General features: G+C 59.9%; 22 protein-coding genes and 1 tRNA gene. 9 read left to right on the top strand and 14 right to left on the bottom strand.

The window, feature by feature from the left end; translation table 11 throughout:
- Positions 1–2: 2 nt before the first annotated feature.
- From HMPREF2765_RS07200 to HMPREF2765_RS07190, 3 genes are all read right to left on the bottom strand, one after another.
- Positions 3–905 carry a P-loop NTPase family protein gene (locus tag HMPREF2765_RS07200; protein WP_239668368.1) on the bottom strand — a complete coding sequence of 301 codons (903 nt, stop codon included), beginning with the start codon at positions 903–905 and terminating at the stop codon, positions 3–5.
- A gap of 299 nt (positions 906–1,204) precedes the next feature.
- Positions 1,205–1,732 (bottom strand): nucleoside deaminase, encoded by a 528-nt coding sequence (locus tag HMPREF2765_RS07195; RefSeq protein ID WP_049340406.1) that lies wholly within the window; start codon positions 1,730–1,732, stop codon positions 1,205–1,207.
- A gap of 42 nt (positions 1,733–1,774) precedes the next feature.
- The gene (locus HMPREF2765_RS07190; RefSeq protein WP_049360857.1) at positions 1,775–3,961 is read right to left on the bottom strand and encodes a RecQ family ATP-dependent DNA helicase; all 2,187 of its coding nucleotides are present in this window, start codon (positions 3,959–3,961) and stop codon (positions 1,775–1,777) included.
- 337 nt (positions 3,962–4,298) lie between these two features.
- On the opposite strand from HMPREF2765_RS07190, the gene HMPREF2765_RS07185 reads away from it, so the two are divergent.
- Positions 4,299–4,955 carry a DedA family protein gene (locus HMPREF2765_RS07185; protein ID WP_005504410.1) on the top strand — a complete coding sequence of 219 codons (657 nt, stop codon included), beginning with the start codon at positions 4,299–4,301 and terminating at the stop codon, positions 4,953–4,955.
- Between the two features lie 132 nt (positions 4,956–5,087).
- On the opposite strand, the gene HMPREF2765_RS07180 is transcribed toward HMPREF2765_RS07185, so the two are convergent.
- The 10 genes from HMPREF2765_RS07180 to HMPREF2765_RS07135 form a co-directional block, all read right to left on the bottom strand.
- Positions 5,088–5,690: a hypothetical protein gene (locus HMPREF2765_RS07180; RefSeq protein WP_049363565.1), complete on the bottom strand. Its 603-nt coding sequence runs from the start codon at positions 5,688–5,690 to the stop codon at positions 5,088–5,090.
- A gap of 132 nt (positions 5,691–5,822) precedes the next feature.
- Positions 5,823–6,488 carry a hypothetical protein gene (locus HMPREF2765_RS07175; RefSeq protein WP_070605001.1) on the bottom strand — a complete coding sequence of 222 codons (666 nt, stop codon included), beginning with the start codon at positions 6,486–6,488 and terminating at the stop codon, positions 5,823–5,825.
- Positions 6,489–6,812: 324 nt separating this feature from the next.
- Positions 6,813–7,637: a hypothetical protein gene (locus HMPREF2765_RS07170; protein WP_246824939.1), complete on the bottom strand. Its 825-nt coding sequence runs from the start codon at positions 7,635–7,637 to the stop codon at positions 6,813–6,815.
- 201 nt (positions 7,638–7,838) lie between these two features.
- Entirely contained in the window at positions 7,839–8,711 is an 873-nt protein-coding gene (locus HMPREF2765_RS07165; RefSeq protein WP_070604996.1) for a multidrug ABC transporter permease, read from the bottom strand.
- Between the two features lie 90 nt (positions 8,712–8,801).
- Positions 8,802–10,481, bottom strand: coding sequence for an ABC transporter permease (locus HMPREF2765_RS07160; RefSeq protein WP_070604993.1), 1,680 nt, complete (start codon positions 10,479–10,481; stop codon positions 8,802–8,804).
- A gap of 112 nt (positions 10,482–10,593) precedes the next feature.
- Positions 10,594–11,187 carry a flagellar type III secretion system protein FlhB gene (locus tag HMPREF2765_RS07155; RefSeq protein WP_049349909.1) on the bottom strand — a complete coding sequence of 198 codons (594 nt, stop codon included), beginning with the start codon at positions 11,185–11,187 and terminating at the stop codon, positions 10,594–10,596.
- 107 nt (positions 11,188–11,294) lie between these two features.
- Positions 11,295–12,098: an organic solvent tolerance protein OstA gene (locus tag HMPREF2765_RS07150; protein WP_070604992.1), complete on the bottom strand. Its 804-nt coding sequence runs from the start codon at positions 12,096–12,098 to the stop codon at positions 11,295–11,297.
- A 135-nt stretch (positions 12,099–12,233) separates the two neighbouring features.
- Positions 12,234–12,926, bottom strand: coding sequence for a hypothetical protein (locus HMPREF2765_RS07145; RefSeq protein WP_049352337.1), 693 nt, complete (start codon positions 12,924–12,926; stop codon positions 12,234–12,236).
- Position 12,927: 1 nt separating this feature from the next.
- Positions 12,928–13,437 carry an asparaginase domain-containing protein gene (locus HMPREF2765_RS07140; protein WP_070832225.1) on the bottom strand — a complete coding sequence of 170 codons (510 nt, stop codon included), beginning with the start codon at positions 13,435–13,437 and terminating at the stop codon, positions 12,928–12,930.
- A gap of 170 nt (positions 13,438–13,607) precedes the next feature.
- Positions 13,608–13,680 (bottom strand) — tRNA-Lys (locus HMPREF2765_RS07135).
- An 87-nt stretch (positions 13,681–13,767) separates the two neighbouring features.
- On the opposite strand from HMPREF2765_RS07135, the gene HMPREF2765_RS07130 reads away from it, so the two are divergent.
- The 6 genes from HMPREF2765_RS07130 (at position 13,768) to HMPREF2765_RS07105 (ending at position 21,057) form a co-directional block, all read left to right on the top strand.
- Complete coding sequence (locus HMPREF2765_RS07130) at positions 13,768–14,541, top strand: histone acetyltransferase (protein ID WP_070604989.1); 774 nt, start codon at positions 13,768–13,770, stop codon at positions 14,539–14,541.
- Positions 14,542–14,959: 418 nt separating this feature from the next.
- Positions 14,960–15,577 (top strand): hypothetical protein, encoded by a 618-nt coding sequence (locus HMPREF2765_RS07125; RefSeq protein WP_005504391.1) that lies wholly within the window; start codon positions 14,960–14,962, stop codon positions 15,575–15,577.
- On the top strand, positions 15,577–16,611 hold the full coding sequence (locus HMPREF2765_RS07120; RefSeq protein WP_070604986.1) for an inorganic phosphate transporter: 1,035 nt from the start codon (positions 15,577–15,579) through the stop codon (positions 16,609–16,611). The genes HMPREF2765_RS07125 and HMPREF2765_RS07120 overlap by 1 nt, the downstream gene beginning before the upstream one ends.
- Positions 16,612–16,753: 142 nt before the next feature.
- Positions 16,754–17,821 (top strand): glycosyltransferase family 2 protein, encoded by a 1,068-nt coding sequence (locus HMPREF2765_RS07115; RefSeq protein WP_070604984.1) that lies wholly within the window; start codon positions 16,754–16,756, stop codon positions 17,819–17,821.
- Positions 17,822–17,823: 2 nt separating this feature from the next.
- Complete coding sequence (locus tag HMPREF2765_RS07110) at positions 17,824–19,566, top strand: polysaccharide pyruvyl transferase family protein (RefSeq protein ID WP_070604981.1); 1,743 nt, start codon at positions 17,824–17,826, stop codon at positions 19,564–19,566.
- Between the two features lie 162 nt (positions 19,567–19,728).
- Complete coding sequence (locus tag HMPREF2765_RS07105; protein WP_070604976.1) at positions 19,729–21,057, top strand: FUSC family protein; 1,329 nt, start codon at positions 19,729–19,731, stop codon at positions 21,055–21,057.
- Between the two features lie 132 nt (positions 21,058–21,189).
- Here HMPREF2765_RS07105 and radA read toward each other — a convergent pair whose 3' ends face one another.
- A complete protein-coding gene (radA, locus tag HMPREF2765_RS07100) occupies positions 21,190–22,623 on the bottom strand; it encodes a DNA repair protein RadA (protein ID WP_049352354.1) in 1,434 nt (477 codons plus the stop codon).
- 208 nt (positions 22,624–22,831) lie between these two features.
- Here radA and disA point away from each other — a divergent pair, with 208 nt between their 5' ends.
- Entirely contained in the window at positions 22,832–23,908 is a 1,077-nt protein-coding gene (disA, locus tag HMPREF2765_RS07095; RefSeq protein WP_070604975.1) for a DNA integrity scanning diadenylate cyclase DisA, read from the top strand.
- 101 nt (positions 23,909–24,009) lie between these two features.
- Positions 24,010–24,249, top strand: coding sequence for a phosphoglycerol transferase (locus HMPREF2765_RS07090; RefSeq protein ID WP_070604972.1), 240 nt, complete (start codon positions 24,010–24,012; stop codon positions 24,247–24,249).
- Positions 24,250–24,329: the final 80 nt, after the last annotated feature.

Here is a 24,329-nt window from a genome sequence, read left to right as displayed (position 1 = left end):
TCTTACTCCTTCTCAGCGGTCTTCTGGGCAACAGTCTTCTGGTTGCCGGTCTTCTGGTTATCAGTCTTATGGTCAGTGGTCTGAGCGGCTCCGGAAGTGCCGGATGCCGCGGGGGTGAGGGAAATCGAAGAGGCCGAGGGGATTTCCTCAACCTCACGCACGTCAATCACAGGCTCGGTCTGGGTTAGTTCCTCTGCCGCAGTCAGCTCTTCCGTCTCAGTCAGCTCTTCTACAGGCTCCTCAGCCGGCTCAAACTCGCCGTCCTGATCCATGTGAACACTACCCACCACAGCACGGGCGCCCTGCCAGGACTCCGAAATATGCGGAACAATCGCCACCACAGTGCGAGGGCGATCCTCGTCAGTGGCAAGCTCCTCCAGGTAAGGAAGCCACATATAGGTGTGGTTCAAATGACGGGAGGGCGTATCAAAAACCAGCAGGTCCGAAGGACTCGCCTGCGCCAAAGCCGCCATCAACTCAATGTTCATCTCACCATCAAGCTCATCCATCCACAGGCCGTCCAGGTCCTCAAGACCGCGTTCCTTCAGCCAGCGGCTCGCACGGGAACGACCAAAAACCGGCAGATTATAGGAGAGCATCTCAGACACGTAATCGTGCACACGCATGTGCTGCTCCGGGGCAGTCACATCGGGAGAATCAACAATGTCACTGATACGACGCAGCTTCTTCATCGAAATCGGCTGCGGCTCCGCATCACCATCGCTCCAAAAAATCTCGCCACCCGACAGAGGCAAACGGCCGGTAAGAGCCAAACCCAGCGAGGTACGTTCCATCTGGCTATCCGCCTGAATAATGATGACCTCGCCCTGATTTACAGAAAAAGAGGTACGACCAAAAAGGGCGTGGTGACGCCCCTTAGCCCAAATATTGTCAACGCGAAGCACGAATAAATCCCCTTTAAATACAGGACGGTTCAGGTGAGTTTTGGGGAGCACTCCGCAGGTTGCGTGGGGTATCTATTTTCAGTCACGGGCAGACGGAGGCTCCAGTGCCTATATATGGTAGACCCGGACATGTGTGATGTAGTGGGCTTTTTGCCTGAAATTGGGTACCAATTTTGAAATTTTTGAAGTATTTTTCAAATAAATGGGGGTTTCGTACAAATAACGCGGAAAGCCACGCGTTCTCACGCAGCTTTCCACGTTATACAAAACAGTTCCTGAAGCGCCACCACGGGTGACGGTTAGGGGCGGCGTTCCTTAAAGAAGTCCACCATCAGCTGCGCGCACTCATCAGCACGCACCCCCGCATACACCTCGGGAGCCGGAGCGACCTTGCCGTCACGCAGCACATCGTAACGGCTACCAGCAGCCCCCGTCTTCTCCTCCCAGGCACCAAAAACCACCGTCGAAACGCGCGACGCCAAAATCGTGCCGGCACACATCAGGCACGGCTCCACGGTCACGACCAGGGTGCAACCGTCCAGGCGCCACTGCCCACGATGCGCCGCCGCCTGACGAATCGCATTCACCTCCGCATGGGCGCTGGGGTCATGCTCCTGCTCGCGGGTATTGCCCGCTGAACCAATAATGATGCCCTGCTCATCCACCACCACGGCGCCGATAGGAATCTCGCCACGCTCACCAGCGGCGGCACCCTCAACGAGGGCGTGCGCCATCCACTCACTGTGTTCAGAGCGAGAGGGAATATCGCTGAGCACAGCGGAGGAACCATCAGTGACCGTTAATTTTGAATATTCCGAATATGACATAAATCCTCGTCAGGGGAATAAATGAAGCATTATCGAGCGCGACTAGTGAGTAGCAGCCAAAGAGAAAGGATACACCGCAGAAGCGCCCGCCAACCTCAGCTCGCGAGCCACCGCAGTAAACGCCCACCGCGAATCCACCACATCAGAAACCAGTAGAACCGGGCACTGATGCTCACGCACATAGTCCAGAACCTCTGCAGGTACCCGGTACGAGCGCAGTACATCCGCACAGCGGAACGCGCTATTACCGCCAAAGAAACGAGGCTCCCCCACCAGATACACCTGACCCAAATCCACCAGACGACCCACCGACGCAAGCCCCCTACCCAGAGACTGAGCCAAACGAGGACGCACCGGCGAAGGCAGAGTCAACACCGCCACCGGACGACCCGCCTCAGACCACTCCCAAGCGGCAAGCACCTTCACGCAAGCGCGACCCAGCTCGGCAGGGACCTCAGAATCAACCGGCTCACCCAGTTCATTCGTCGCCAGAAGCTCACGCAGACGAGTACCGTACCCCATGTCGCTCAGACGCGCCAAAGCGTAACCGGATTCAGCCTGCTCGTCCTTAGACAAACGACCGCGCGGCGCATCCGCACCCATCAGCTGGTCCAGCCCGCTCGGCCACATGCGGCGCGGTTGCAGGGGCACGCCCACCGTATTGAAGCTGCTCTGTGCCGCCTGCTGCGCCTCAGCGGGAACTTCAACCGGGTACCAGGGGCCCGCGCACACATCGCAACGACCGCACGCAACAGCGGAAGCATCATCAAGCTGCTGAGCCAGGAAAAGCATGCGGCACTGACTAGTACATTCATACTCGAGCATGGCGTTCTGCTCCAGCACACGTGCCTGCGCCACCGCCGCATAGCGAGCGTTATCGTACCGCCACGGCGAAGAGGTTCGACGCCAATAGTTGCCTTCCTTCACGACGGCGCCCTCAACATCCAGCACCTTCAGCAGAAGCTCCAGGGTTGAGCGGCGCAGTTGAACGCGCGCCTCCAAAGCGGTAATGCTCAACCCCTCCGGGGCCTGAGCCAGCGCATCAAGAACAGCCAGCGCCTGCTCCTCGTTAGGCATGGAGGCGGTCGCAAAATACTCCCAAATGGCGCGGTCTTCACGACCGGGCAGGAGCAAAACATCAGCGTTGACGGCACCTCGACCGGCACGACCAATCTGCTGGTAGTAGCTCACCGCAGACGACGGCGCGCCCAGGTGCACCACAAAACCCAAATCAGGCTTATCAAAACCCATACCGAGGGCACTCGTCGCCACAAGAGCCTTGACACGGTTTTCCTTGAGCGCCTGCTCCGCAACCAGGCGCTCATCGGGGTCGGTTTTACCCGTGTAGGCGAGAACCTCGTAGCCGCTGGCACGCAGAGCGTTTGCGGTATCTTCTGCAGCAGAGACAGTCAGCGTGTAGATAATGCCGGATCCGGGCAGGTCGTTCAGGTGCGTGAGTAGCCAGCCGATACGTTGCGCCTCATCAGGCAGGGTAAGCACACCCAGGCGCAGGGACTCGCGGGATAGCGGGCCGCGGATTACGTGCACAGGGGCGGTGTCAGTGCTGAGCTGTTCAGCGATATCGCGGCTAACGCGGTCATTAGCGGTCGCGGTTGTCGCCAGCACCGGCACACCCACCGGCAGAGACTTAATGAGCGAACCAATACGGCGGTAATCGGGGCGGAAATCATGGCCCCAGTCAGAAATACAGTGCGCCTCATCAATAACAAGCAGGCCCAGGCGCGGCAGCAGGTACGGCAGCCACTGCTCGCGGAACGCCGGGTTATTGAGGCGTTCGGGGCCCACCAGCAGCACATCGAGCTCATCAGTTTCGAGGCGGGTGCGGATCTCATCCCATTCGGTCACGTTCGCGGAGTTCACCATTGCGGCGCGCACCCCCGCGCGGGATGCTGCCTCAACCTGATCACGCATCAGGGAGAGCAGTGGGGAGACAATAAGCGCCGGGCCCATACCGCGGGCACGCAACAGCAGGGAGGAGATGAAGTAGACGGCGGACTTACCCCAGCCGGTACGCTGCACCACCACAGTGCGGGCTCGGTCGGCGACGAGGGCGCGAATCGCCTCGTACTGGCCATCGTGGAACTCAGCATCAGCGACATCGGTGAGGCGGCGCAACACTTCGCGGGCTTCAGCGTGCAGAGGGTCAGCCTGCAGGGAATCGGTGCGCAGGGAGTCCGCGGGGCTGGAAGCTGACTGCTGGGGGTTCATGGTTCTCTCCAACGGTGGGTGGTTGGGTCAATCGCTACGCCGCGACGCGCCGTGCTCTCTTTCCATCATGTCACACCCGGTATCGCCCGGCTCTGCGGATGGTCATTTCTTGGGGAGGCACGCGAGCGCCGCGTCACCTCAGGTTGTTTCGCCATGCGGGCGAGGAGATTTACGCCTCGCTCACCCGTGCGTCCGGCGTAAATGCCGGTAGAATTGTGCCAGTAATACACAGCCTCCGCATAGTTTTGCACAATGTTCACCATAGGTACGCTTTCTATGCTGGTGTTACTCCGCCGCCGATCCGTGTGTGCGGTCCACTCACAGTTCAGGATTTTTCATGACTTTTCTTGCCACCGCTTTGGCGCATCTTCCGGTTGCGCTCTTGGGCCTCGACCTTGAGCAGTTCCTGCTCGATACCGGCCCCTGGGTTCTGGTTGTTTCGGCAATTATCGTATTTATTGAGTCCGGTGTTCTTTTCCCGGTTCTTCCGGGTGACTCCCTGATTTTTGCTCTGGGTATGTTGCATGAGCAGATGGGCCTGTCCCTGTGGGTTGCGTTCCCGGTCCTGGTGCTGGTTGCTATTGCTGGCGCTGAGGTTGGCTACCAGATTGGTGCCCGTTACGGCCGTAAGATCTTCAAGGATGACGCGAAGATTCTGAGCACTAAGAACCTGCACACTACCGAGGAGTTCTTCCAGAAGCGCGGTAGTTTGGCTCTGGTTCTGGGTCGTTTCGTGCCGATTGTTCGTACTTTTGTGTCTCTTGCGGCTGGTATTTCTTCGTACGACCGTAAGAAGTTCCACCTGTGGAATGTTGTTGGCGCGGTTGCGTGGATTGGTTTGATTGGTCTGGCGGGTGTGCTGCTGGGCGGTATCCCGTTCGTGCATAACAACATTGAGTACATTGCTGTGATTATTGTGGCGGTTTCAGTGGTGCCGGTTATTATCGAGTACCTGCGTGGCCGTTCGAAGGCGAAGCAGGAATCTGCTGAGTAATACGTGAGTCCTTCTCGGCTGCTGAGCCGGGGATGAGAAAGGGTGGGGATACCGTTTGGTATCCCCACCTTTTTGCGTTCTCTCAAACCCGGTGGAGGTGATGCCCCGGAAGCCAGCTACACCTCCGCGAGGTTACTTTACGCTCATGCTTCGAAGGTCCGCGTGAGCTTTGAAGTACTGCAATACCTGCGGTTGAGCCAGAAGAATAATGATGGCAATATGCAAGACAACATCAAGTGCGGTCCTGCCTAGAGCCAGCACAAAGAAGACATTAGGATCTCCATAGTGGTATGCGCCTGCTAGCCCAATCACTTCTAGGACGGGTACACCAAGCTGACGCAAAAGAGGAAGCAACAGCAAGCCCAATAGGTTAAGGACAAGGTATAGCGCACAGTCAACGATGACCAGTATGTGCGCCCAGCGGGCTCCTTGCCAGAGCTGCCAGATGACGAGCCCGCCGATAGCGGTAAAGCCAATCCATGAAAGACCAGCGAATTCCACACCACGCCAGGCCATCACGTACAGGGATGATAGGGCGCCCAATACCATCACAGCGATTGCGCAGCCCATCGCCGCACGCAGAGCGACAGGCTGCGAAGGGACGTAAACGACTCCGTAGGAGCCCGGCATGCCGTACGAAGGAGCGGGTGCGCCCGGAACCGGAAAGTTCGGTGTTGCGGCGTTAGGCTGAAGTGCCGGGCCAGTAGCCGAAGGGTTGGGAGCGTTGTTTAACATCGTTGTTCTTTCTTGTATGTACCCCACGCTGATGCGTGAGCCGGTGATTGTTTAAGTAATTGTTCAAACCTGGCAGGCTCGTATGAAACCTGCATCAGGAGGCGGGCGGGGTTGCGCCCCGGTTAGTTATGTTTAGCGCACGCCCATGCGTCGCAGGTCTCCACGCATATGGATGTACCGCCCCACCTGCGGCTGGCAGAGAAGAACAATAATGAGGATGCGACTGATGAAGTCAAAAGCTATCTTCGCGTAGAAGACGTGAAGGGTCATAAACGGGCCAAAAAACATAACCCTGGCCGCTTGCGTACTATAATCGTCGGTCAAAAAGACGTGATAAAAGAGAGCTACAACCACAATGTCCAAAAGCATGCGTAGCGCGCCCTCGATAATAATCACCACTCGTGCCCATTCATAACCCTCATTGAGGTACCAGGCAGAGACTACTCCAAGAACAATAGGGAGAACCATCGTAAGCCCCATCGTCATACCAGCCAACATATACGCAAACGTGAACTCTAGACCCACAATAGGCTGTTGGGGATACGTAGTCAGGAACACTATCATGAAGATGAATACGATCTTGACGGCGAGGGGTCGCGGGGGGAGATTGCTGGTTGCCTGAGGGTTAGGCGCACCGTGTACGGGGCGAGCACCAGTAGGAACCGGAAGCTGAGGCGCCACTGCGGCGGGTGCCGCAAAGTTCGGTGCCGGAAAGTTCGGTGCCGGAAAGTTCGATGCTGCGGCGTTAGGCTGCGGTGCCAGCGTGCCCGCGGAGGCACCGGAAGTATTGTTAAACATCGTCGTTCTTTCTCTCGTATGCTCGCACTATGGTGCGTGAATCGGTGGTTGTTCCACTTTTTTAGGTAGGTTTACGCGAAACCTACCTAAAAGAGTTATTTGATGTAGTTAGCTGAGAGAATAATACTTTTTCAGTATAGGGTAAGCTCTTCGGGCCTTGTAGAGTTTTTATACGAAGCCTGGAACCTTTTAGATAACTCAAAGGGTTTTACCAGCTAGAAGATTTCGATATTTAACGCAAAAGGGTGGGGATACCGTTTGGTATCCCCACCTTTTCATGCTCTAAACCTTTTGGTGATAGTGGTGCCGTTTGGGACAAACGCCCTAGTTGAGGCGGTTCCCGCCCTCGTTGGAGTTAGCCTCATGTGCCGGCGGATTCTGACCAACCACCTGACTATGCGACGTTCTGCCGGTAGCCGTGTACGCCCACACAGATGGACGGGTCAGCAACACAATATTCCGGATGTAGAGGACAGTAATGAAGACACCAATCGCAGTATCTATGAGAAGAGTGACCGCAAAATCTGCAGAGTCGCGGGACTGCAACTCGTCCATCAACAAGGCGAGATAGCTGGAGTCTATGAGGAAATCTTCCACATACACAAACATGCGGCTCAAGACCTCGTAGGCGCTGTACATGAGGGTAAGTATGTGCGCCCATCTGTGTCCTTTCCAGGTCATCCAGAAGAGGAAAATCTGGATAAGAACAAAGATGAGAGGGTACCCCAGCATACGCACGATAAGCTCAGGTAGCGTCACCACACCGGCGATTGGTTTACCGTAGAGCAGGAAGAATTGGATAGTACTGAAAAGCGACAGAATAATAATCGCGGCGGTGCACCACTTAGCACTGTGCAGAGCCTTCGGGCGTACCCGCCCCGCATGTTCGGAGGCGGCAACGTAACCGGCGGTCGCGTCCCGGTAGCCGGTAGTGGCATGCTCGGGAGCGCCGTTGCTGGGTGCGTTATCCTCTGCCGCGTTATTGTCTACCGCACCGGTGGGGGCGGCGTTGTTGGTGGCGGTGTTGTTGGATGTGCCGTCACCCTCTACCGTGCTACTTTCAGGCTCATTGGACGGTAGCAAAACACTGTACTCGGGAACCGTGTACTCCGGATTATTCAAGGGCTGCTTCGGGGTACGTTCTGACATCGTCGTTCCTTTCTCCCCTGGCACCCACCCCGCGCTACAGTGCACGGAGCGGGCGTTAAAGAGTCTTACCCCAAGGATATAAGGAGGCGCGCCTCGCCCCAGGAAGGCGGTACCCTTTCTCAGCGTATTCAGAGGTATCCGAGTAACCACGTGCACCATTCCGAGGGCTAGCCTCGGAACTCCTGACGTTGTTGCGCCTTTCTACGTTCCCCATCCCGCACTACGGTGCGGGGGTCGAGGGGTGTTTCCCCCTGATGAGGTGCGTTCGTCATCCTCATCATCAGCGAAAATCTCTCGAAGTTCCGCCGGCACCTGACCGGCAGCCTGTCTCGTCTCAGACATCATCTGCTGGCGTTCTAGCGCACGTGCCCCGCTAACGATTTGTGTGTACGCCCTAATAGGAGCACGAGTCAGCAGCACAATCATCAGGAGGTAAAGAACAAGAGTAAAAATGCCGCTCGCGACACGCCCCAGGCTGGACGCCGCAGCCGCTCTAGAGCTTAACTCCGAGAAATTATCCGCAAGAATAAGCACACCGCTAGCAGCCGCGAGAGCGCAGTAGATGATGGTAAGTACGCGCGCCCACTCGCGGCCATCCCAGATCTTCCAGAGAATAAAAATCGGGATGGCGGAGAGGATGAGGGTAACCACCAGGGCAGAGAAGAGAACACTCACCACTGTCTCAAAATCGATATATGACCAGCTTAGAATCGGCAGCAGAAAATTACTCAGGGGCCCCAGCACGATAATGGCGGCAGCGCACCACATGACGCTACGCATAGCCTTCGGGCGCTCCGGAATTACCTGCTCGGAAGCGGCAGTGTAGCCGGCGGTCGCCTTCCGGTAGCCAGTAGTGGTTTGCTCGGGGGTGCTGGCGTGCTCGGAGGTGCTGCCGCCGGGCGCGTTATCCTCCGCCGCGCTAGTGTCTGCGACATTACCGGAAATTACGTTGCTGGAGACGGCATCGCCCTCTGCCGTGCTATTTTCTGCCTCGTTAGAGGGCAGTAGCACGCTGTACTCGGGAACCGTGTACTCCGGGTCGTTGAGCGGTTGCTTTGGGGTACGTTCTGACATCATTGTTCCTTTCTTCTCTTCGCACCCCGCCCCGCGCGCCGTAGCACGGGGCAGGGGGCAGAAGAGTCTTTCAAAGAGTAAGCAACCGCCCTAGTTGAGGCGGTAACCTTCCTCGGTGTACACGGAAGTATCCTTGTAGCCGCGCTGTTCGTTGCGGGAGTTCTTCCGCGCATTCGTACGGCGGGTCCTCTTGTACTGCTGAGCGACTGCTTCTTCAGCCCGTCGGTTAGCTTCCTTCTCTTCCCAACGCGTCTGTTCTTCTTCTAGGTGAGCACGCGTTTCTGCGTCCTGATGCACAACAATCCAACCGTCATCGGCGTTCACCTGTTCGCGTGCATTCAGACGCGCCAACCGCGCAGTAGCCACGTACATCCTGGTGGAACGGCTCAGGAGCAACACAACAATCACCAGATAGAAAGCCGTGAGAAAAGCTCCCATAATGTCACTCACCACAATGGAAACTACGTAGTCTCGGGGCCTTGAAGTCAACGATTCATCCGCCAGCCTGGAGAAATAATCAGCCGAGATGAAAGATTGCAAACTCATCGCCCCGATAAAAACCACAAAAGCACTACCGAAGAGGGTGAGGAAGTACGCCCATCTACGGCCCTTCCACAGTCGGCGGAGGACGAAAATCGGTACGAGAGAGAAGATGAAGGTAGCAAATATGCCTGAAATGATGATGCCCGGCATATTTTCCATAACGCGGTCTGGGACCTCGTTATGGATAGATACATAGATACGTTGGATTGCGGACAGAATAATAATGGCTGTAGCGCACCACATGATGCCGCGCAGCGTCTTCGGGCGCGGCGGGAGCACCACATTAGGGGCGGCAGGCGCGGTGGAGGCGGCAGTCGCCTCCGCACCCTCGTGCGCTTCCTGATGAGGCTTACCCGACCCGCCAGACGCGCCTCCGAAGTTAGGCTTTACACCCGTCTTCTGGGCGCGCTGAACCTGCTGTATCTCAGCCAGCAGGCGGTTCTTCTCCACCGGATCATTCGACAGTGCATAATCGGCGGAAAGCTCACGCAACAGATGCTCGGTAGAGTCCTTGACCGGGCCTTCTTCCTTCTCAAGCTGACGAAGAACATCCTCGCGAGTCAGCTCTTCCTCATCATCCGCCATGCTGTCCTTGATGATCTGCATCTGCTCCCGAATCGCCGCGGGGCTCGGGACCACGCCCACAGCCGGGCGAGTCAGCAAAAACAGGAGAACGGCGCTACCTGCCGTAATCACCCCGACCAGAGCCTGCGTCACAATAGACGAGGCAGCGGCAGGATGTGATACAGAATCCAAAGCCGTAAACGCGGGGAAAAGCATCTGCGCCAGACCAAAGACACCCGCAAAAGAGAGCACACCGCTCAAGGAACACAGCAGAAGGTACAGCATCAGCAGGCGGCGCGGATTAACGTACCCTCCCTTGGTGTAGTCCAGAACGAACCAGAGGAACGGCACCACCAAGACAGCGTCAGACAGAACCTTCGGCAGGGCATAGCTAAGGAACGAGCCGATGTTCACACTCCGGCCCGCGGTAACGATAATCTGGTACGCATCCAGGAGGAAATACACCAGAATCAGCGTCATCGCGATGGAATACGCTTTACCGAGAATCGCCATTCCCCGGTCGAATTGTTGCTCCTTATCACCAACTATGCCGAGGTTTCTTTTCGCCTCTTCAAACGCCGCCCGCTCATCATATGTGCGCTTGGCGACGTCGGGGTTAGTATGCGATGTGGATTCGTGCGCAGGTTCGGAAGTAAGGTGCACGGGTCATCCTAACAGTGTGGTTGGTGAATAGTGGTTGGTGAATAAAGTTATCGGTGAGCCGCAGGCCGTCGTGGACCCGCGGCTAGAATCTATACGACCAGAATCTGCAAGGCTAAATCAGGTAGTCCTCGCTGCGGCGCAAACGCCAATCACGGCGCGCCTCCATATAGGAACGAGACTGACGAGACCACACCAACGCCAACGCGACCACACACACCAGCATGTACGGTGCAGCAATATACACCGGCGTGTACAGCGGGGAGGCGCTACTGAGCAGCAGCTCAACATCCTGGCTCGGCGCACCATTCAACGTGCCCAGAAGAGCCGCAACCGCCAGCATAATCAGCAGGGACGCTAACACACCCAACGCCAACGCCACCGAAAGCACCAGCGCCGCCCAACGGTAACCGCGCAGGTACGCCACCGTGCAGAAGCCGTGCAGGGTTACGTTACCGAAGGCGCTAACCAGCAAGAACATCACCGGGTAGTACGCCTGCGCCTCCACCAGCGACTGGGCACGCCAGGTCGAAAAATGCGATAGCTGCGTCGTCGCATACGTGACACCCGTGTACCCAATCAGCACCAGCCAGCCCACAGCAATAGCGAGCAGAACCCAACCTGCCACCGACACGAGGGTCGGGGTGGCAGGCTTCGTAGGATGGGTGGTGTTCGGAGCGGATGGCGGAGAGGACTCAACGGCGGACATAGCGGAATCTTTCGGATGTCGGCTGATAGTGTGCGGAAGATGTATGAGCGAGTGTGTGGTGTGTGGGTGGCGGCGCGGTGTTCATCTACCGCGCCGCCTCAAAAACTTTAGGAAGAAATAGACGGATCAACCGTCGCAGAAATACTGTCAGGCAACGACGGCTGATCTGCCCGATTCGCCATCGCAATCCTCAAATTATTGAAGCGGTAAATGGTCAGCAACGATAAGCCAACCTCGCTCAACCAGACCAGGCCCAAAAGAACGAGCACCAGCATGGGGTCAAGCCCCATCGAAACCCCAGCCCAGTCAAGCATCAACAACAGGAACGTGATGGGTGAAAGCACCAGCCCCACCGCAACATACCCGATGAGGGAACAGATAGCCCAGACGCTATACACGGAGGCATCCGCCGAATCACGAGGAGGGCGCATCAGAGGCCACATCTGAACCACCAGGTAAAGAGCAGCCACAAAACCAAAGCAAATCGCCAACGGCTGCGTGTACTGGGAAATAATGAGGCCCTCAACCAGGCTCAAAATACACAGAATAACCGCGCGGACCAGCAGGTTCTTCTTGAGCATCTGCTGGCGCTCCTTCACCTCTTCAGCGGTGTAAGTACGCAGAAAAGCGGGAACCTGACCCTGCCCCGGGAACGGCGGCAACGGACCCGTCGGGTGCGTACGCACCACAATCGGCGGGTTCGTACCATCCTGAATAATGACGGTAGAAGTCGCCGAAATAACCGGATGCGAACCAGTCACCACCGGGGGTGCGTTCAGCGGGACAGACACCTCCGGCGTAGCAGGAGTCACGTGACGAATAGGCGCCTGAAAGCGAGTCTGCATACCGGTATCCTCATCCGGGCGTTCCTCGGATGAAGCGGCATCTGTATTCAGGTGTGTAGCGCCCATGAGTGGCCTCCTGGCAGGTGCGGGTCATGTTTCTGTCTCTACCGTATCACGCGTACTTTAAGGGAATCTGAGCAATAGCTGGGCGCCGCAGGCAACGCCGCCCAGCATCATTAATTGCCCCTGTTGAGGCGCAGGTTAACCCTGCTCCGCCGCCTGCGAAGGTGCCGCGTTCGGTTCTGCTACCTTCTGCTCTTCTGCATTCTGGCGCTCTTCCTCCGCCTTCTTCCGCTTGCTACGGCGCAGGCTCCTGCGAACCGCCAAGCTATAGAACAGCGAGAACAGGACCTCCAACGCGAAAGAAGCCATCACCGTCAGCAGGCTCACCGTATAGAACATGCCCACACGGTCCAGAAGAGTCTGCGGGCCGTGCAGGGTCACGAGTACATAGGTGAAGAACGCCGTCATGATGGCAGCCGCAACCCCGGATGCCACATTCGCAAGCAACACCAGCTTCACCGAACGGTTCGCCCGGTAAATCATGGCAAGCCACATGTGCATCACCAGGTAGACCAGTGGCACCGCACCAATCGGGAAAAGCGTGACGCGGATGAAGTAATAAACAATAATCAGCGAAGGAACCACCAGCAGCAGCACACGCACCAGGTACAAGTTCTTAGCCGGCAGCGGGTAATCACTGGAGACATTCCAGAACTCGTCAGCCTGCTGCTCCAGCTCTTCCATAGCCTGCAGCTGCATGAGTTGCGCCTGCGACATATGCTCCTGCGGCACAAGATCCGAGGAACCCTCCACCTGCTCAAGCTCAGCGGCAGAACGCGGTGCGCCGTGAGAACCCGACTGCGTCTGCGGAGTGCGAGCGGAGTCAGCCATCCTAGCCCTCAAAAATACCGCGAGAACGGTCCTTACGCACGCTCTCAGCAGGGAAAATACGACCGCTCATGCTGATGTACACACCCGGCTCCAGCAGATTCAGGGCGGCAATAGCGGCACCCAGGTTGAAACCTGCATCCGAACGAGCCATCACGGCGGGCTGCATCGCACCGGTCAGCACCACAACCTTATCGCCCAGGTCGGCGTGCTCCACCAGGTAGCGGGCGGTCTCCGGCATGGTGTCGGTACCGTGAGTGATAAGCACCTGGTCGTTAGTGACAGCGTTCAGCGCCTCGGTCAGCTCGGCACGATCCTCATCGGTCATGTCCAGGCTGTCCTTGCCAATCAGCGGGCGAATATCAAAACGGATATCGGTAATCACGCGGTCCAACAGGTCCTTAGCGGCAGGCTCACCAATATCCATGGTGCCCGCCACCGAATAGAACTTATCGATCGTGCCGCCAGTGGCAAGAATCGTAATTTCTTCGGGGTTCTTAATGGTGACGCTCACGGGTTTCCTCATCTTTTCGGGTCAACGTACACAAATCAAAAACTGCCAGGCCAACCCGGCAGGACACGCCCCACCACACGGAATCAACACGGGGGTAAAACCCCGCACACGAGGGTGAAGACGCAAAAACCCGCCGACCCCCGCAAAGCGGGAGGCGACGGGTCGGCTAGTGCGCCCTGTGGGGCTCGAACCCACGACCTGCGGATTAAAAGTCCGTAGCTCTACCGACTGAGCTAAAGGCGCTCCTATCCACACAAAACTGAAAGTGTGCAGATAGAAATACTATACACTACCGGCCCCCAGCCAATGAACGGTACACTGGGAAATCCTATGTCTACACCCGCATCATCAACCGGCGCCTCCGGGCGCGCACGACACCGCACCCACCACCGCCCCGTCCTCTACTCCGCCGAAAAGTTTGAACGCCACGAAGGCGGCATGGACCCCGCCGCACGCGAAGAGGCGGCGCACGCCTCCGCACGCATCCTGCTGATGCGCGGACGCGGCACCGACGAGCAGATGACCGAGCGGCTCGTCAGCTTCACCGACGACTACGGTATCGAGATGCTCGCCGAACTCTGGTCCCACGCGAGCGCCCACTCCCTGCCGGGTGCGCTGTGGCGCATGTACTGGCTGCGGGATACGGTGCACCGTTCGCCGCGCGGGGTGAGCCGCGCCTTCGAGCTGGGCATGGCAGAGGATTACCGTTCGCACGTGGTGGCGGGTGTTCCCGACCCGCCGAGTGCCGAGGAGGTGGTCCGCACGATTGATAAGATTCTGGCGGGCCTGTACACCGGCGATACGGATATTGCGATGGAACGTTGCGCGGCGTTTGCGCACGTGGTGGCGTTGGGTATTCGCACCGATTATGCGCGCTCTGCCGGGCAGGATGGTGCGGTTCCGGGCAGCCACGAGGTGAAGCGTGAGGCGGTGGAGCGTCGTGCTCGTCTGCCGCGTCAGGCTCAGCAGATGGAGCAGATCGCGCACGATTTGGAGGCGGTCGCCGCCCAGCTGCGCGCCGTTGAGGCTGGTCAGCAGGCTAACGGGGCTTTGGAGGCTGATTCTGCGCAGGAAAAATCACAGACCAACCTCGAAGCATTTTAGTCTTCTGCAACGTTTGAGCACCTAAAAATACGGGTTCGTGCCGCGAATTGGCACAGGTTCCACATTGGGCCGCAAAGGCCTGAAAAGCCTGTTTCCGATTGACTCTGCACCGGGTGCGGGTGGATAATAATTACAAGATGTCGGGTTGCTAATAGGTAGCCCCGGGCTCCAAATCTTTAGCCGCTTCGAGCGGCCTTCCGCCGAGAGGCGCTCCCAACCCGACATCCCTAAACGTTCCGGTGGGGGTCGAGAAATCGACCCCCACCGTTTTTTGTTTAAAACCCCCATGCGTAACCGCGAACAGGGCGGCGCTATAACATTTACTGGTCGTTGCAGTGACGTTTGCAGGTCGGGCGCTCGTGAGATGCGCGCAGGCTATGCGCACCCGCAGCACCCAATACTGGTTAGACTGGGAACTATGCTGCACCGACTTTTCCCCCACGCCAACGAATCCCTCGCCTCCCTCGCTGAAATTTCAGCGCAGGTCGGTGAGGCGGCGGCATTGCTCTCTGAAATGGTCGGCTCCCCCGTCGCGGAGTACCCCGAACTCTTCGAACGCATGCTCACCCACGAGGCGGACTCCACGAACCTGCTGTTCCGCACCCTCACCGAGGTGCGCAGCTCCTTCTCCCCGCCGATTCCGCGTGAAGACCTGTACACGCTGGCACGCAAGCTCACCAACGCCGTTGAGAAGCTCACCAGCGCCGCACACGTGCTGTCCCTGCACAGCATTGACGGCTTCGCCACGCACATCACCTCGATTCTGGACATTATTCAGCGTCAGGCGGTGCTGACCGCCGCCGTCATCCCCAAACTTGCTGATATTCGCGGCCTCGACAACTACTGGATGGACATGCTGCGCATCTCCCGCCAGGCGCTGCGCACCGCCGAAGAATACGACGCGTACATTGCCGAACGCTACACCCCCGAACGGTACCGCCGCTACGCCACCTTCCTGGCGCAGCTGACCGCCGCCTCCAACGCTATGCGTGATGTGTCTGCCGAAATCGGCCGCATTATCGTTCAGGAATCCTAATGCTCCTGGGTCTTCTAGCCTGCTGCGCCTTCATTGCCGCGGTCTACGTTACCGGTGTGCACGACGCTTCCAACTCCGTCGCTGTTCCGGTGCGTACCCGCGCCCTCGGCGAGCGCTCCGCCCTGTACCTTGCCGCGCTCTTTAACGTGCTCGGTGTGGTCGGTGCGTTCCTGCTACTCGGTGAGTATTCCGCCTCGTGGGTGAGCGCCCCGGAGGGTACCACCGGCCTGAACGGCATCGTTGCGGCGCTGCTCGTCTGCGCTATTTGGGGTGTGCTCACCTGGTTTCTGCGGTTGCCCTCCTCCTCGACTCACGCACTGGTCGGTGCCCTCGCCGGTGTGAGCTGGTGGACCCAAACAAGGATCGACAGCGCCGCCGAAGGGTTCGGTTCCCTCGCCTTCCTGCCGCATATCTTTGGGGCGACCCTGCTGCCGCTCTTCTACCTGCCACCGCTCATTTTTCTGCTGTCCTGGCTGATGGTGGTGCCGTTCTACCGGCTGGTGGTCGGTCATAACCCGCGCCTGGTGAATCAGCGCGCCCGCGAGGTGCTGGCGGTATCTGCCTCCGCAATTTCGCTGCTGCACGGTCTGCAGACCGGCTACCTGTACCTGCTGCTGTGGGCGCTACTGAGCGAACGCATCATGGATCCGGCGCTGATTCAATCCCTCACCTGGGGCGGGATGCTGCTGGGCACCCTCATTATTGCCCTCAGCCTGGGTGCCGGTACGCTGACCGGTGGCCGCCGCATCGGCTACACCTTCGCCTACAAGATGGTCCGCCTAGACCCGTTCCGTGGCGCGGTCGCTCAGGGCACGACCGCGGTGGTTCAGGTGCTCGGCTACTTCCTGCTGCAGGTGCCGTTCTCCTCCTCGCACCTGGCGACTGCATCGGCGCTCGGCGCGGGCGTAAACCAGCGTTTTAACGCGTTGAAGTCCAGGATTGTTCTGCAGATTCTTCTGGTGTGGCTGGTCACCATTCCGGCGTGTTTTGTGCTCGGTGTGCTGGCGATGGTGGCACTACAGTCCATCAGCTAGTTTTTAGGGGCGGCTCGTGCCCCTGCATGCCCACTGCCGCGGGATAGCCGGGCGGTGGGTTGAGTCTGAACAGTGCACACCTTCATAATGGGTTGAGTTCCTGGGCTGGCACGGGCCCATTCACCCTCGACTGATTGTGGTTATGTCTTCCCCTACCGTAGCTATTCTGGTCCGCACGAAGGGCCGCCCCCGCTTCTTGAGCCGCGCGCTGGAGAACATTGCGCAGCAGACCTTCACCGACTACACGGTCTGCGTGATTAACGACGGAGGCGACGAACAGGCAACCCGCGCCGTCATTGAGGCTTCTCCACTGGGTTTGCTGGGTTCTAACGCGCACGATTCCAGCCGCGTGCAGCTGCTGACCACCGCCGGCGGCAACATGGAGGCGGCATCCAACGCCGGTTTGGCGGCGACCACCTCCGAATACGTGGCGATTCACGATGACGACGACCTGTGGGCACCCGAGTTCCTGGAGCGCACCGTCGCGGCGCTGGAAGAGAGCGGCGCGCTCATGTGCACCACCCGCGTTGTGGAGCGGTACGAACGTGAGAACGCCGACGGCGAGTTCGAGGTGTACGAGGAGCGTATTTTCCACGACGGCCTGCCCGGCATGGGTTTGCAGTTCCTCTTCCGCACGAACCGTGCCGTGCCGATCGGTATTCTCTACCGCCGCAGCCTACACGAGCTGGTCGGTTTCTACGATGAGTCCCTGCCGGTGGTCGGCGACTGGGAGTTCAACATGCGTGCCGCCTCCGTTGCGGATATTCTGCTGGTGGATGAGCCGCTGGCGTACTGGTCGCTACGCCCCGACGCGGAGGGCTCCGAGGCGAATAGCGTGAAGCGCCAGGCTGATCACGCCCGCTTCGATTCGATGGTGCGTGCCCGCGCTATCCGTGAGGATTTGCAGGCGGGTGCCCGACCGGGTGCGTACCTGTATCAGGCGCATTTGGCGGCTGACCTGGAGCGTCGCGTGATTGACGGGCACGATCTGACCCGCGAATCCCTAGATATTCTGCGCTCTATTGAGAGCCGCCTGGCACGTATTGAGGCCCGTCAGCAGGCCATTGAGAACCGCCAGCAGGCTATTGAGGAGCGTCTGCGGGTTCTGAAGCACCTGCGCACCCCGGGCCGCGCGCTGCGTTCCTTGGCGAAGCGTTCCCTAGTTCGTCGCGGTGCTGAGGCTGAGTCGGCAGATCAGAAGGGCGCATAGCCATGACAGAGAACAATCATTCTTCTACAGCACTGCCCGTTACTGAAGCACCGCGCGTGCTCGTCATTGGCGATATCGGCCAGCACACCTACCACGTGGGCGACGAAGCCATGACCATTGCGAGCGCTCAGGCGCTTTCCGAAGGCGGCGCGGCGGTCACCCTCATGACCCGCGATGTGGGCCATTCGGCGCGCTATATTGGCGCAGCGGTGAATCATGAGGCGGCACAGCATGAGGCGGGCGCGCCCTACGAGTACCTGCCGTTTTTCCTCTTCCCCTGGGCGCCGGCTGAACGCGAGCTGACCCTCGCGGCGTTCGAGTGCGTCCTGACGGAGCTGCACGCCGACCGAGAGCGCCCCTCCGTTACCGAGCTGGTGGCGTTACCGCAGGTGCAGGCGCTGCCCGAGGTGTTGCATCCGCTGGAGCAGACCGTTGAGCGCATGGTGGAGTTCGCGGACTCCATCGCCGCAATGGATGCGATCGTGGTCTCCGGCGGCGGTAACCTCAACTCCCGTTACGGTTGGCTGCTCTACGAACGTGCCGCCGCGGTGCGTGCCGCCGAGCATGCGGGCGTGCCCGTGTACGTGACCGGTCAGTCCCTGGGCCCGGTCCTCAGCCCCGAGGACGCGCAGGTTCTAGAGCGCATGCTGCGCACCGCCCGCTCGGTGACGGTGCGTGAACGTTCTTCCCTCGCTTGGTGCCGTGAGCGGGGTATTGACGCGCGCCTGAGCGTGGACGACGCCACCGACTACCCGGTGGCTTCCCCAGCGCGTACCCTGCACTATGCGGAGGGTATTTCTGCAGGTCAGGCGCTTGATGAGCTGCCGGAGCACTACGTCTGCGTAACCGTCAACGAATGCACCAACCAGCAGGCGCAGCAGATTGCGCGCCTACTCGACGGCATGTGGCGCGAACACGGCTACGCACCCGTTTTCCTGAGCCACTACGGTGACCCGCAGGACCCGACAAGCGGCGATATTCAGGCGCACCAGCGCATCGCCGAGCGGCTCAGCCCATCCACCCCGGCGACCCTGCTACCGATTCTGCACGCCGACCAGAGCATCGCCGTGCACCGTGCGGCGGCGTTTACTCTGACCAGCCGCTACCACCCGGCGGTGTTCTCCGCCGCGGCGGGTATTCCCGTGCTTGCCCTCGTGCCGGATGCCTTCACGCAGATGCGCGTGGGCGGCGCCCTGAGCCTGTACGGGCTGGGCGAGTTCACCCTGCCGTTGGGCATGCTCGCCGGTGGTGTTCCCGAGCTGATGGTTGCCGCCGCCCTGCGACACGCGGCGGTGACATCGGATGCGCGCCGCACCGAGCTGCTGGAGGTTCTGCGAGCCGAACGTGCCTACCTGCTGGCGCAGATTCTTGCATCTGGCGCAGAAAAGCTGGACGAAGTAGAGGCACCCGCGCCCTTCCCCGCCGTGGAGCAGGTTCCGGCGCTCCCCGAGCCGCTGGGTGCGACCGTCCGTGCCGCCCGCGAGCTCTTCACCGAAACCTCCCTCACCGCGGGGTTCGAGTGGGCGATGTCTGACCGGGCGCATTCCTGGGATGCCGAGCACCGCCGGCAGCTCGAGCGCGCCCGCACAATCGGTGGCGGGTACAGCGCGCACGGTATTCACGGGGCGCACGGTGCAGAACAGACGCGCCCCGTCACCGTTGAGGCTTATTCTGAAGCACCCGCCGAGGCGCATCCCGCCCAGCCGGGTCTGCTGGCGAGGGTGGCGCGCCGCCTCCGCGGCTAGATTCGCGGCTAAGCCCCTTGCACTGAGGTTTCGGCACGCAAGCTGAGGTTTCGGCACGCAAAACCGCCCAAGCCGAGGCGCTAAGCGGGGTTCGGGGCGCGGGGTCTCTCACACTTGCACCCAACACTCCCCTACCCCCTTGTACAGAGCACACGCGCCGGTATGATGGTGCTCATGGCACGCTTCGCAGAGATTCTACGCACTACTGAACAGAACACCCGGCAGTTCGTCCATGAGGGTATTCACCGAGTCCGGGCTGACTTCTTTCAGTCTGTGCAGATTGTTGCGGCGTCTATGGGCGCTTGGCTTTTCGCTGAGCACATCCTGGGCCACCAGGAACCCATTTTCGCGCCGGTTGCCGCCCTCGTATCCCTCGGCTATGTAAGCGGTGCTAAGCATTCCCGCCGAATCCTTGAGGTCTCCTTCGGCGTGACCCTCGGCATTCTCATTGGCGACCTTCTGCTGATTCTGCTCGGTCACGGCACCTGGCAGGCGGCAGTGGTGCTTTTCTTGACCGTGATTATTGCCCGATTTATTGATAAGGGCATTATTTTTACGATTCAGCTCAGCTTCCAGGCCTGTTTCACGTTGTTGCTGCCCGTACCTGACGATGCGTTCACCCGCAGTTTCGACGGTATCGTTGGTGGCGCCTTTGCGTTCCTCGCCATGTACCTGATGCCGCGCGACCCGCGTAAGAACCCGCGTGCCCGCGCGCAGGCTCTCATGGATGCGTTCGCGAAGGTTTTCCAGCTTTCCTCTGAGGCAATCCGCTACTACGACTACAACAAGGCGTACCAGAGCCTGCTTGATGCACGCGCCCTGCAGCCGCTCTACGATAGCTGCCGCGGCGACCTGATTACCGCGCAGGGTATGAGCGAGCTGTCCTGGAATAGCCGCAAGAGCAAGGGCGAGCTGGAGCGCATGGCAAAGACCCTAGCCGCGGTGGATTTGGCGATTCGTAACGACCGCGTGCTCAACCGCCGTATGGCGTCCACAATTCACCACGTGCAGCTGCGCACCGCCGCGCAGCTCTCGCTCAGTGACGCACTGACCGAGCTGTCGGTGGCAGCGCAGAGCCTCGGCTTGGGCATGTCTGCCCCGACAGAGGGCGAACGCGAGCACTACATGATGGAGGCACGCGAACGCATGATCAAGCTTGCCGGCACCCTCGAGCCGCGCACCATGGGTGTGGCGACCTTTGAGGGCGAGTCGCTGGTGCTGATGCTCCGCCTGATTGTGGTCGACTTTTTGGAGGCGACCGGCATGTCCCACAAGGACGCCGTGGCGGTTCTGGTGCCCCTGGGCGAGGCGGTCACGAAGCATGCACCACGCACCTCGGCAATCCCGATTGTTGACGCTGACATGGACGACTCCACGGTGGTTGATGACGTGACCGATAGCGCGGTGAACACCCACCACACGAACAAGCTCAACACCCGCTCGATCAACATCATGTTGCACGAGAACGAGGAGGAGAGCCGCTCCTCCTAGCGGGTTTCTGGAGGGTTTCTAGCGGGGTCAGCGGCAACCCATCAAGACGCAACGGAGGGGGCTCCCGGCCGGTATTCACGCCAGCCGGGAGCCCCCTCCTCCGCTATCTCTATGCTGTTGATGCGCGGGCGGTTACTTCTGTGGGAAGAGCAGCGCGAGCGCCTCGCCCAGGGTGGTTACCTCACGCACGGTCACGCCCTCGGGCACGTCCCCCACGCCGGTCGGGGAGGCGGGCACCAGCACGTGCGTGAAGCCCAGGCGGCCCACCTCCGCAATGCGCTGGCGGATGCCCGGCACGGCGCGCACTTCACCGGCCAGGCCCACCTCGCCGAAGACTGCGAGTTTGCGCGGTAGCGGCTTATTTTGCGCCGCCGAGGCAAGCGCCATAACGCACGCCAGGTCGGCGGCGGGCTCGGCAATTTTTGCGCCGCCCACCGTGGATACATAGCAGTCGAGCTTGCCCACGTTCAGCCCGGCGCGGCGCTGCAGCACCGCCAGCAGCATCTGAATACGCGCCGAATCCAGGCCCGAAACGGTACGGCGCGGGGCGGGTGCCACCGCCTGATCCAGTAGCGCCTGTACCTCCGCGAGCAGGGGTCGGCGGCCCTCCATCGTGACGGTCACGCAGGTGCCCGCCACCGGGTGCGGGGTACTGGAGACGAACATGCCGGAGGGGTCCAGCACCGGTGCGATGCCGTCCTCGTGCATGTCGAAGCAGCCCACCTCGTCGGTGGGTCCGAAGCGGTTCTTAATCGCGCGTAGCATGCGGATATTCGAGTGCTTATCGCCCTCGAACTGGCAGACCACGTCCACCAGGTGCTCAAGCAGGCGCGGGCCCGCGATGGTGCCTTCCTTAGTCACGTGACCCACGAGCAGGGTGCACATATTGCGTTCCTTAGCCGCGGCAATCACGGAGGCGGCAACCTCACGCACCTGGGTCACACCGCCGGCGCTACCCTCAACTTCCGCGGAGGCGAGGGTCTGCACCGAGTCGATGACCAGCAGGGAGGGGTTGACCTGCTCAATATGCGCTAGGGCGGTGCCGAGGTCAGTTTCGCTGGTCAGGTAGAGGGTTTCCGCGATGGCGCCGATGCGGTCGGCGCGGAGCTTGACCTGCGCGGCGGATTCCTCGCCGGTAATGTACAGGACCGGGCGCGGCGGCTGGGGTGCGATATTCTGCACCCCCTGCTGTCCCGCAATCCCGGCGGTGCCGCGCGCGAAGGTGGCGGCAACATCCAGCAGCAGAGTGGATTTGCCCACACCGGGTTCGCCCGCCATGAGGATGACCGCGCCGGGTACGAGTCCGCCGCCGAGCACGCGGTCAAATTCGGGGTTTCCGGTGCTCATGTAGGCGGCTACGCGCGAGTCGACTTCTGCGATGGGCTGGGCGGGTTTCTGCACGCTGGATGCGGCGCGGGTGCGCGCACGGGTGCCTCCGGCGGCTTCTTCGACGGTGCCCCAGGTTTGGCATTCGCCGCAGCGGCCTACCCATTTGGCGGTGGTCCAGCCGCATTCGGTGCAGCGGTAGGCGGGTGCGGTTTTGGTGTTTTTCGTGCGCGCGGTCATGGGTCTATTTTAGGGTCTGGAGCGATATGGCGCGCGGTGTTTGGTCACGGCGAAATGGGGTACCGCAGAACGCATTTTTACTTTTAAATGCAGGTAGTTTCACCTCGTGCACTCCTGTATAAATATCGAGAATATCCGTTCGCTTTTGAGGCACTTTAGCCCGCCGTTCCGCCCCTGACCTGGCTCAATAACCGCCCTTACAGGTACAATGTTTTTTGTGCAGATGAATTATAGTGACCTATTGCTTAAAACTATCGCCCGAATCGCCCCCGGCACCGAGCTCCGCGAGGGCCTGGAACGCATCATGCGTGGCCGTACGGGCGCACTCATCGTACTCGGATCCGACCGCACCGTATCCTCCATGTCGTCGGGCGGTTTCAATATCGACACTGAGTTCTCGGCAACCCGCCTGCGCGAGCTGGCGAAGATGGATGGCGCTATCATCTGCGACCGTGACGCCACCCGCCTACTGCACGCCGGCGTGCAGCTCATGCCGGACGCCTCCATTGAGACAAACGAGTCCGGCACCCGCCACCGCACCGCCGAACGCACCGCGATTCAGACCGGTTTCCCGGTGATTTCGGTGAGTGCCTCGATGTCCGTGATTTCGGTGTACGTTGACGGCACCCGCTACATGGTTGAGGACAGCCAGTACCTGATGGCCCGCGCAAACCAGGCGATTCAGACCCTTGAAAGCTATAAGAAGCGTCTGCGTTCGGTGCTCTCCAGCCTGTCTGCCCTGGAGATTGAGTCGAACGTTTCCCTGGCGGATGTGGCGATGACCCTTCAGCGTATGGAGATGGTGAACCGCATTATCCGCGAGGTCAGCCACTACGTGCTGGAGCTCGGCGTGCACGGCCGCCTCATTGCCCTGCAGCTGGAGGAGCTGCGCGCCCCCGAGATGACCGCTAGCGACCTGATTCTGCGCGACTACCTGCCCGAGGTGAACGACGAGCTGATTACCGCCGGCGTTGAGGCGCTTCAGAACCTGGATGATATGGACATCGTGGATCTGCGCGCGATTTCCCGCGCTGTTGGGTTTGGTGAGAACCCCGACCTGGAGCTTCCCCTGCAACCGCGCGGCTTCCGCCTGCTCGCCGGTATTCCGAGCATTCCGAACGCTATTTCTGAGCGTCTGGTGGAGCGCTTCGGCAGCCTGCAGGCTCTCATGGCGGCATCCCTTGAGGACCTGCGTGCCGTGGACGGTGTGGGTGAGGCTCGCGCCCGCACGGTGCGTGAGCAGCTCTCCCGCATGGCGGAGAGCAGCCTGGAGAAATATCTCTAAGTCAGCGGCGCGTAATCCCCCCCCCCCCGGAGAATATTTTTGCGCTATGATGCAGTGACAGCGGAGTTTTCTCCGCACCTTGACACCCCAAGGAGGTCACAATGTCGTACTCACAAACCAAGTATCCGTCGACCAAACGCCCCGTCCCGTTCTTTGTGTGGGCGTCCCCCATTCTGTTCCTGATTTACCTGCCGCTACTGTGGTTCAAGGTCATCCCCAATTCTTTTGAGGTGACCGACCTGTCCACCCTGCTGCTGGCGGCACTGCAATGGACCGCATTCGCTAGCCTGCTCGGGTACCTGGGCGAGCGCCGCTTCGCCAAGCCCCGCGCCTCCAAGTAATAGCCAGACAAAAGCTCATACGAGAAGCCCCCGCGCCGGAAGAACATCCAGCACGGGGGCTTCTCACGCCCGCACGGGGG

Source organism: Rothia sp. HMSC062H08 (assembly GCF_001810775.1).
Classification (GTDB): Bacteria; Actinomycetota; Actinomycetes; order Actinomycetales; family Micrococcaceae; genus Rothia.
This window is presented reverse-complemented; position numbering and strand designations above follow the sequence as displayed.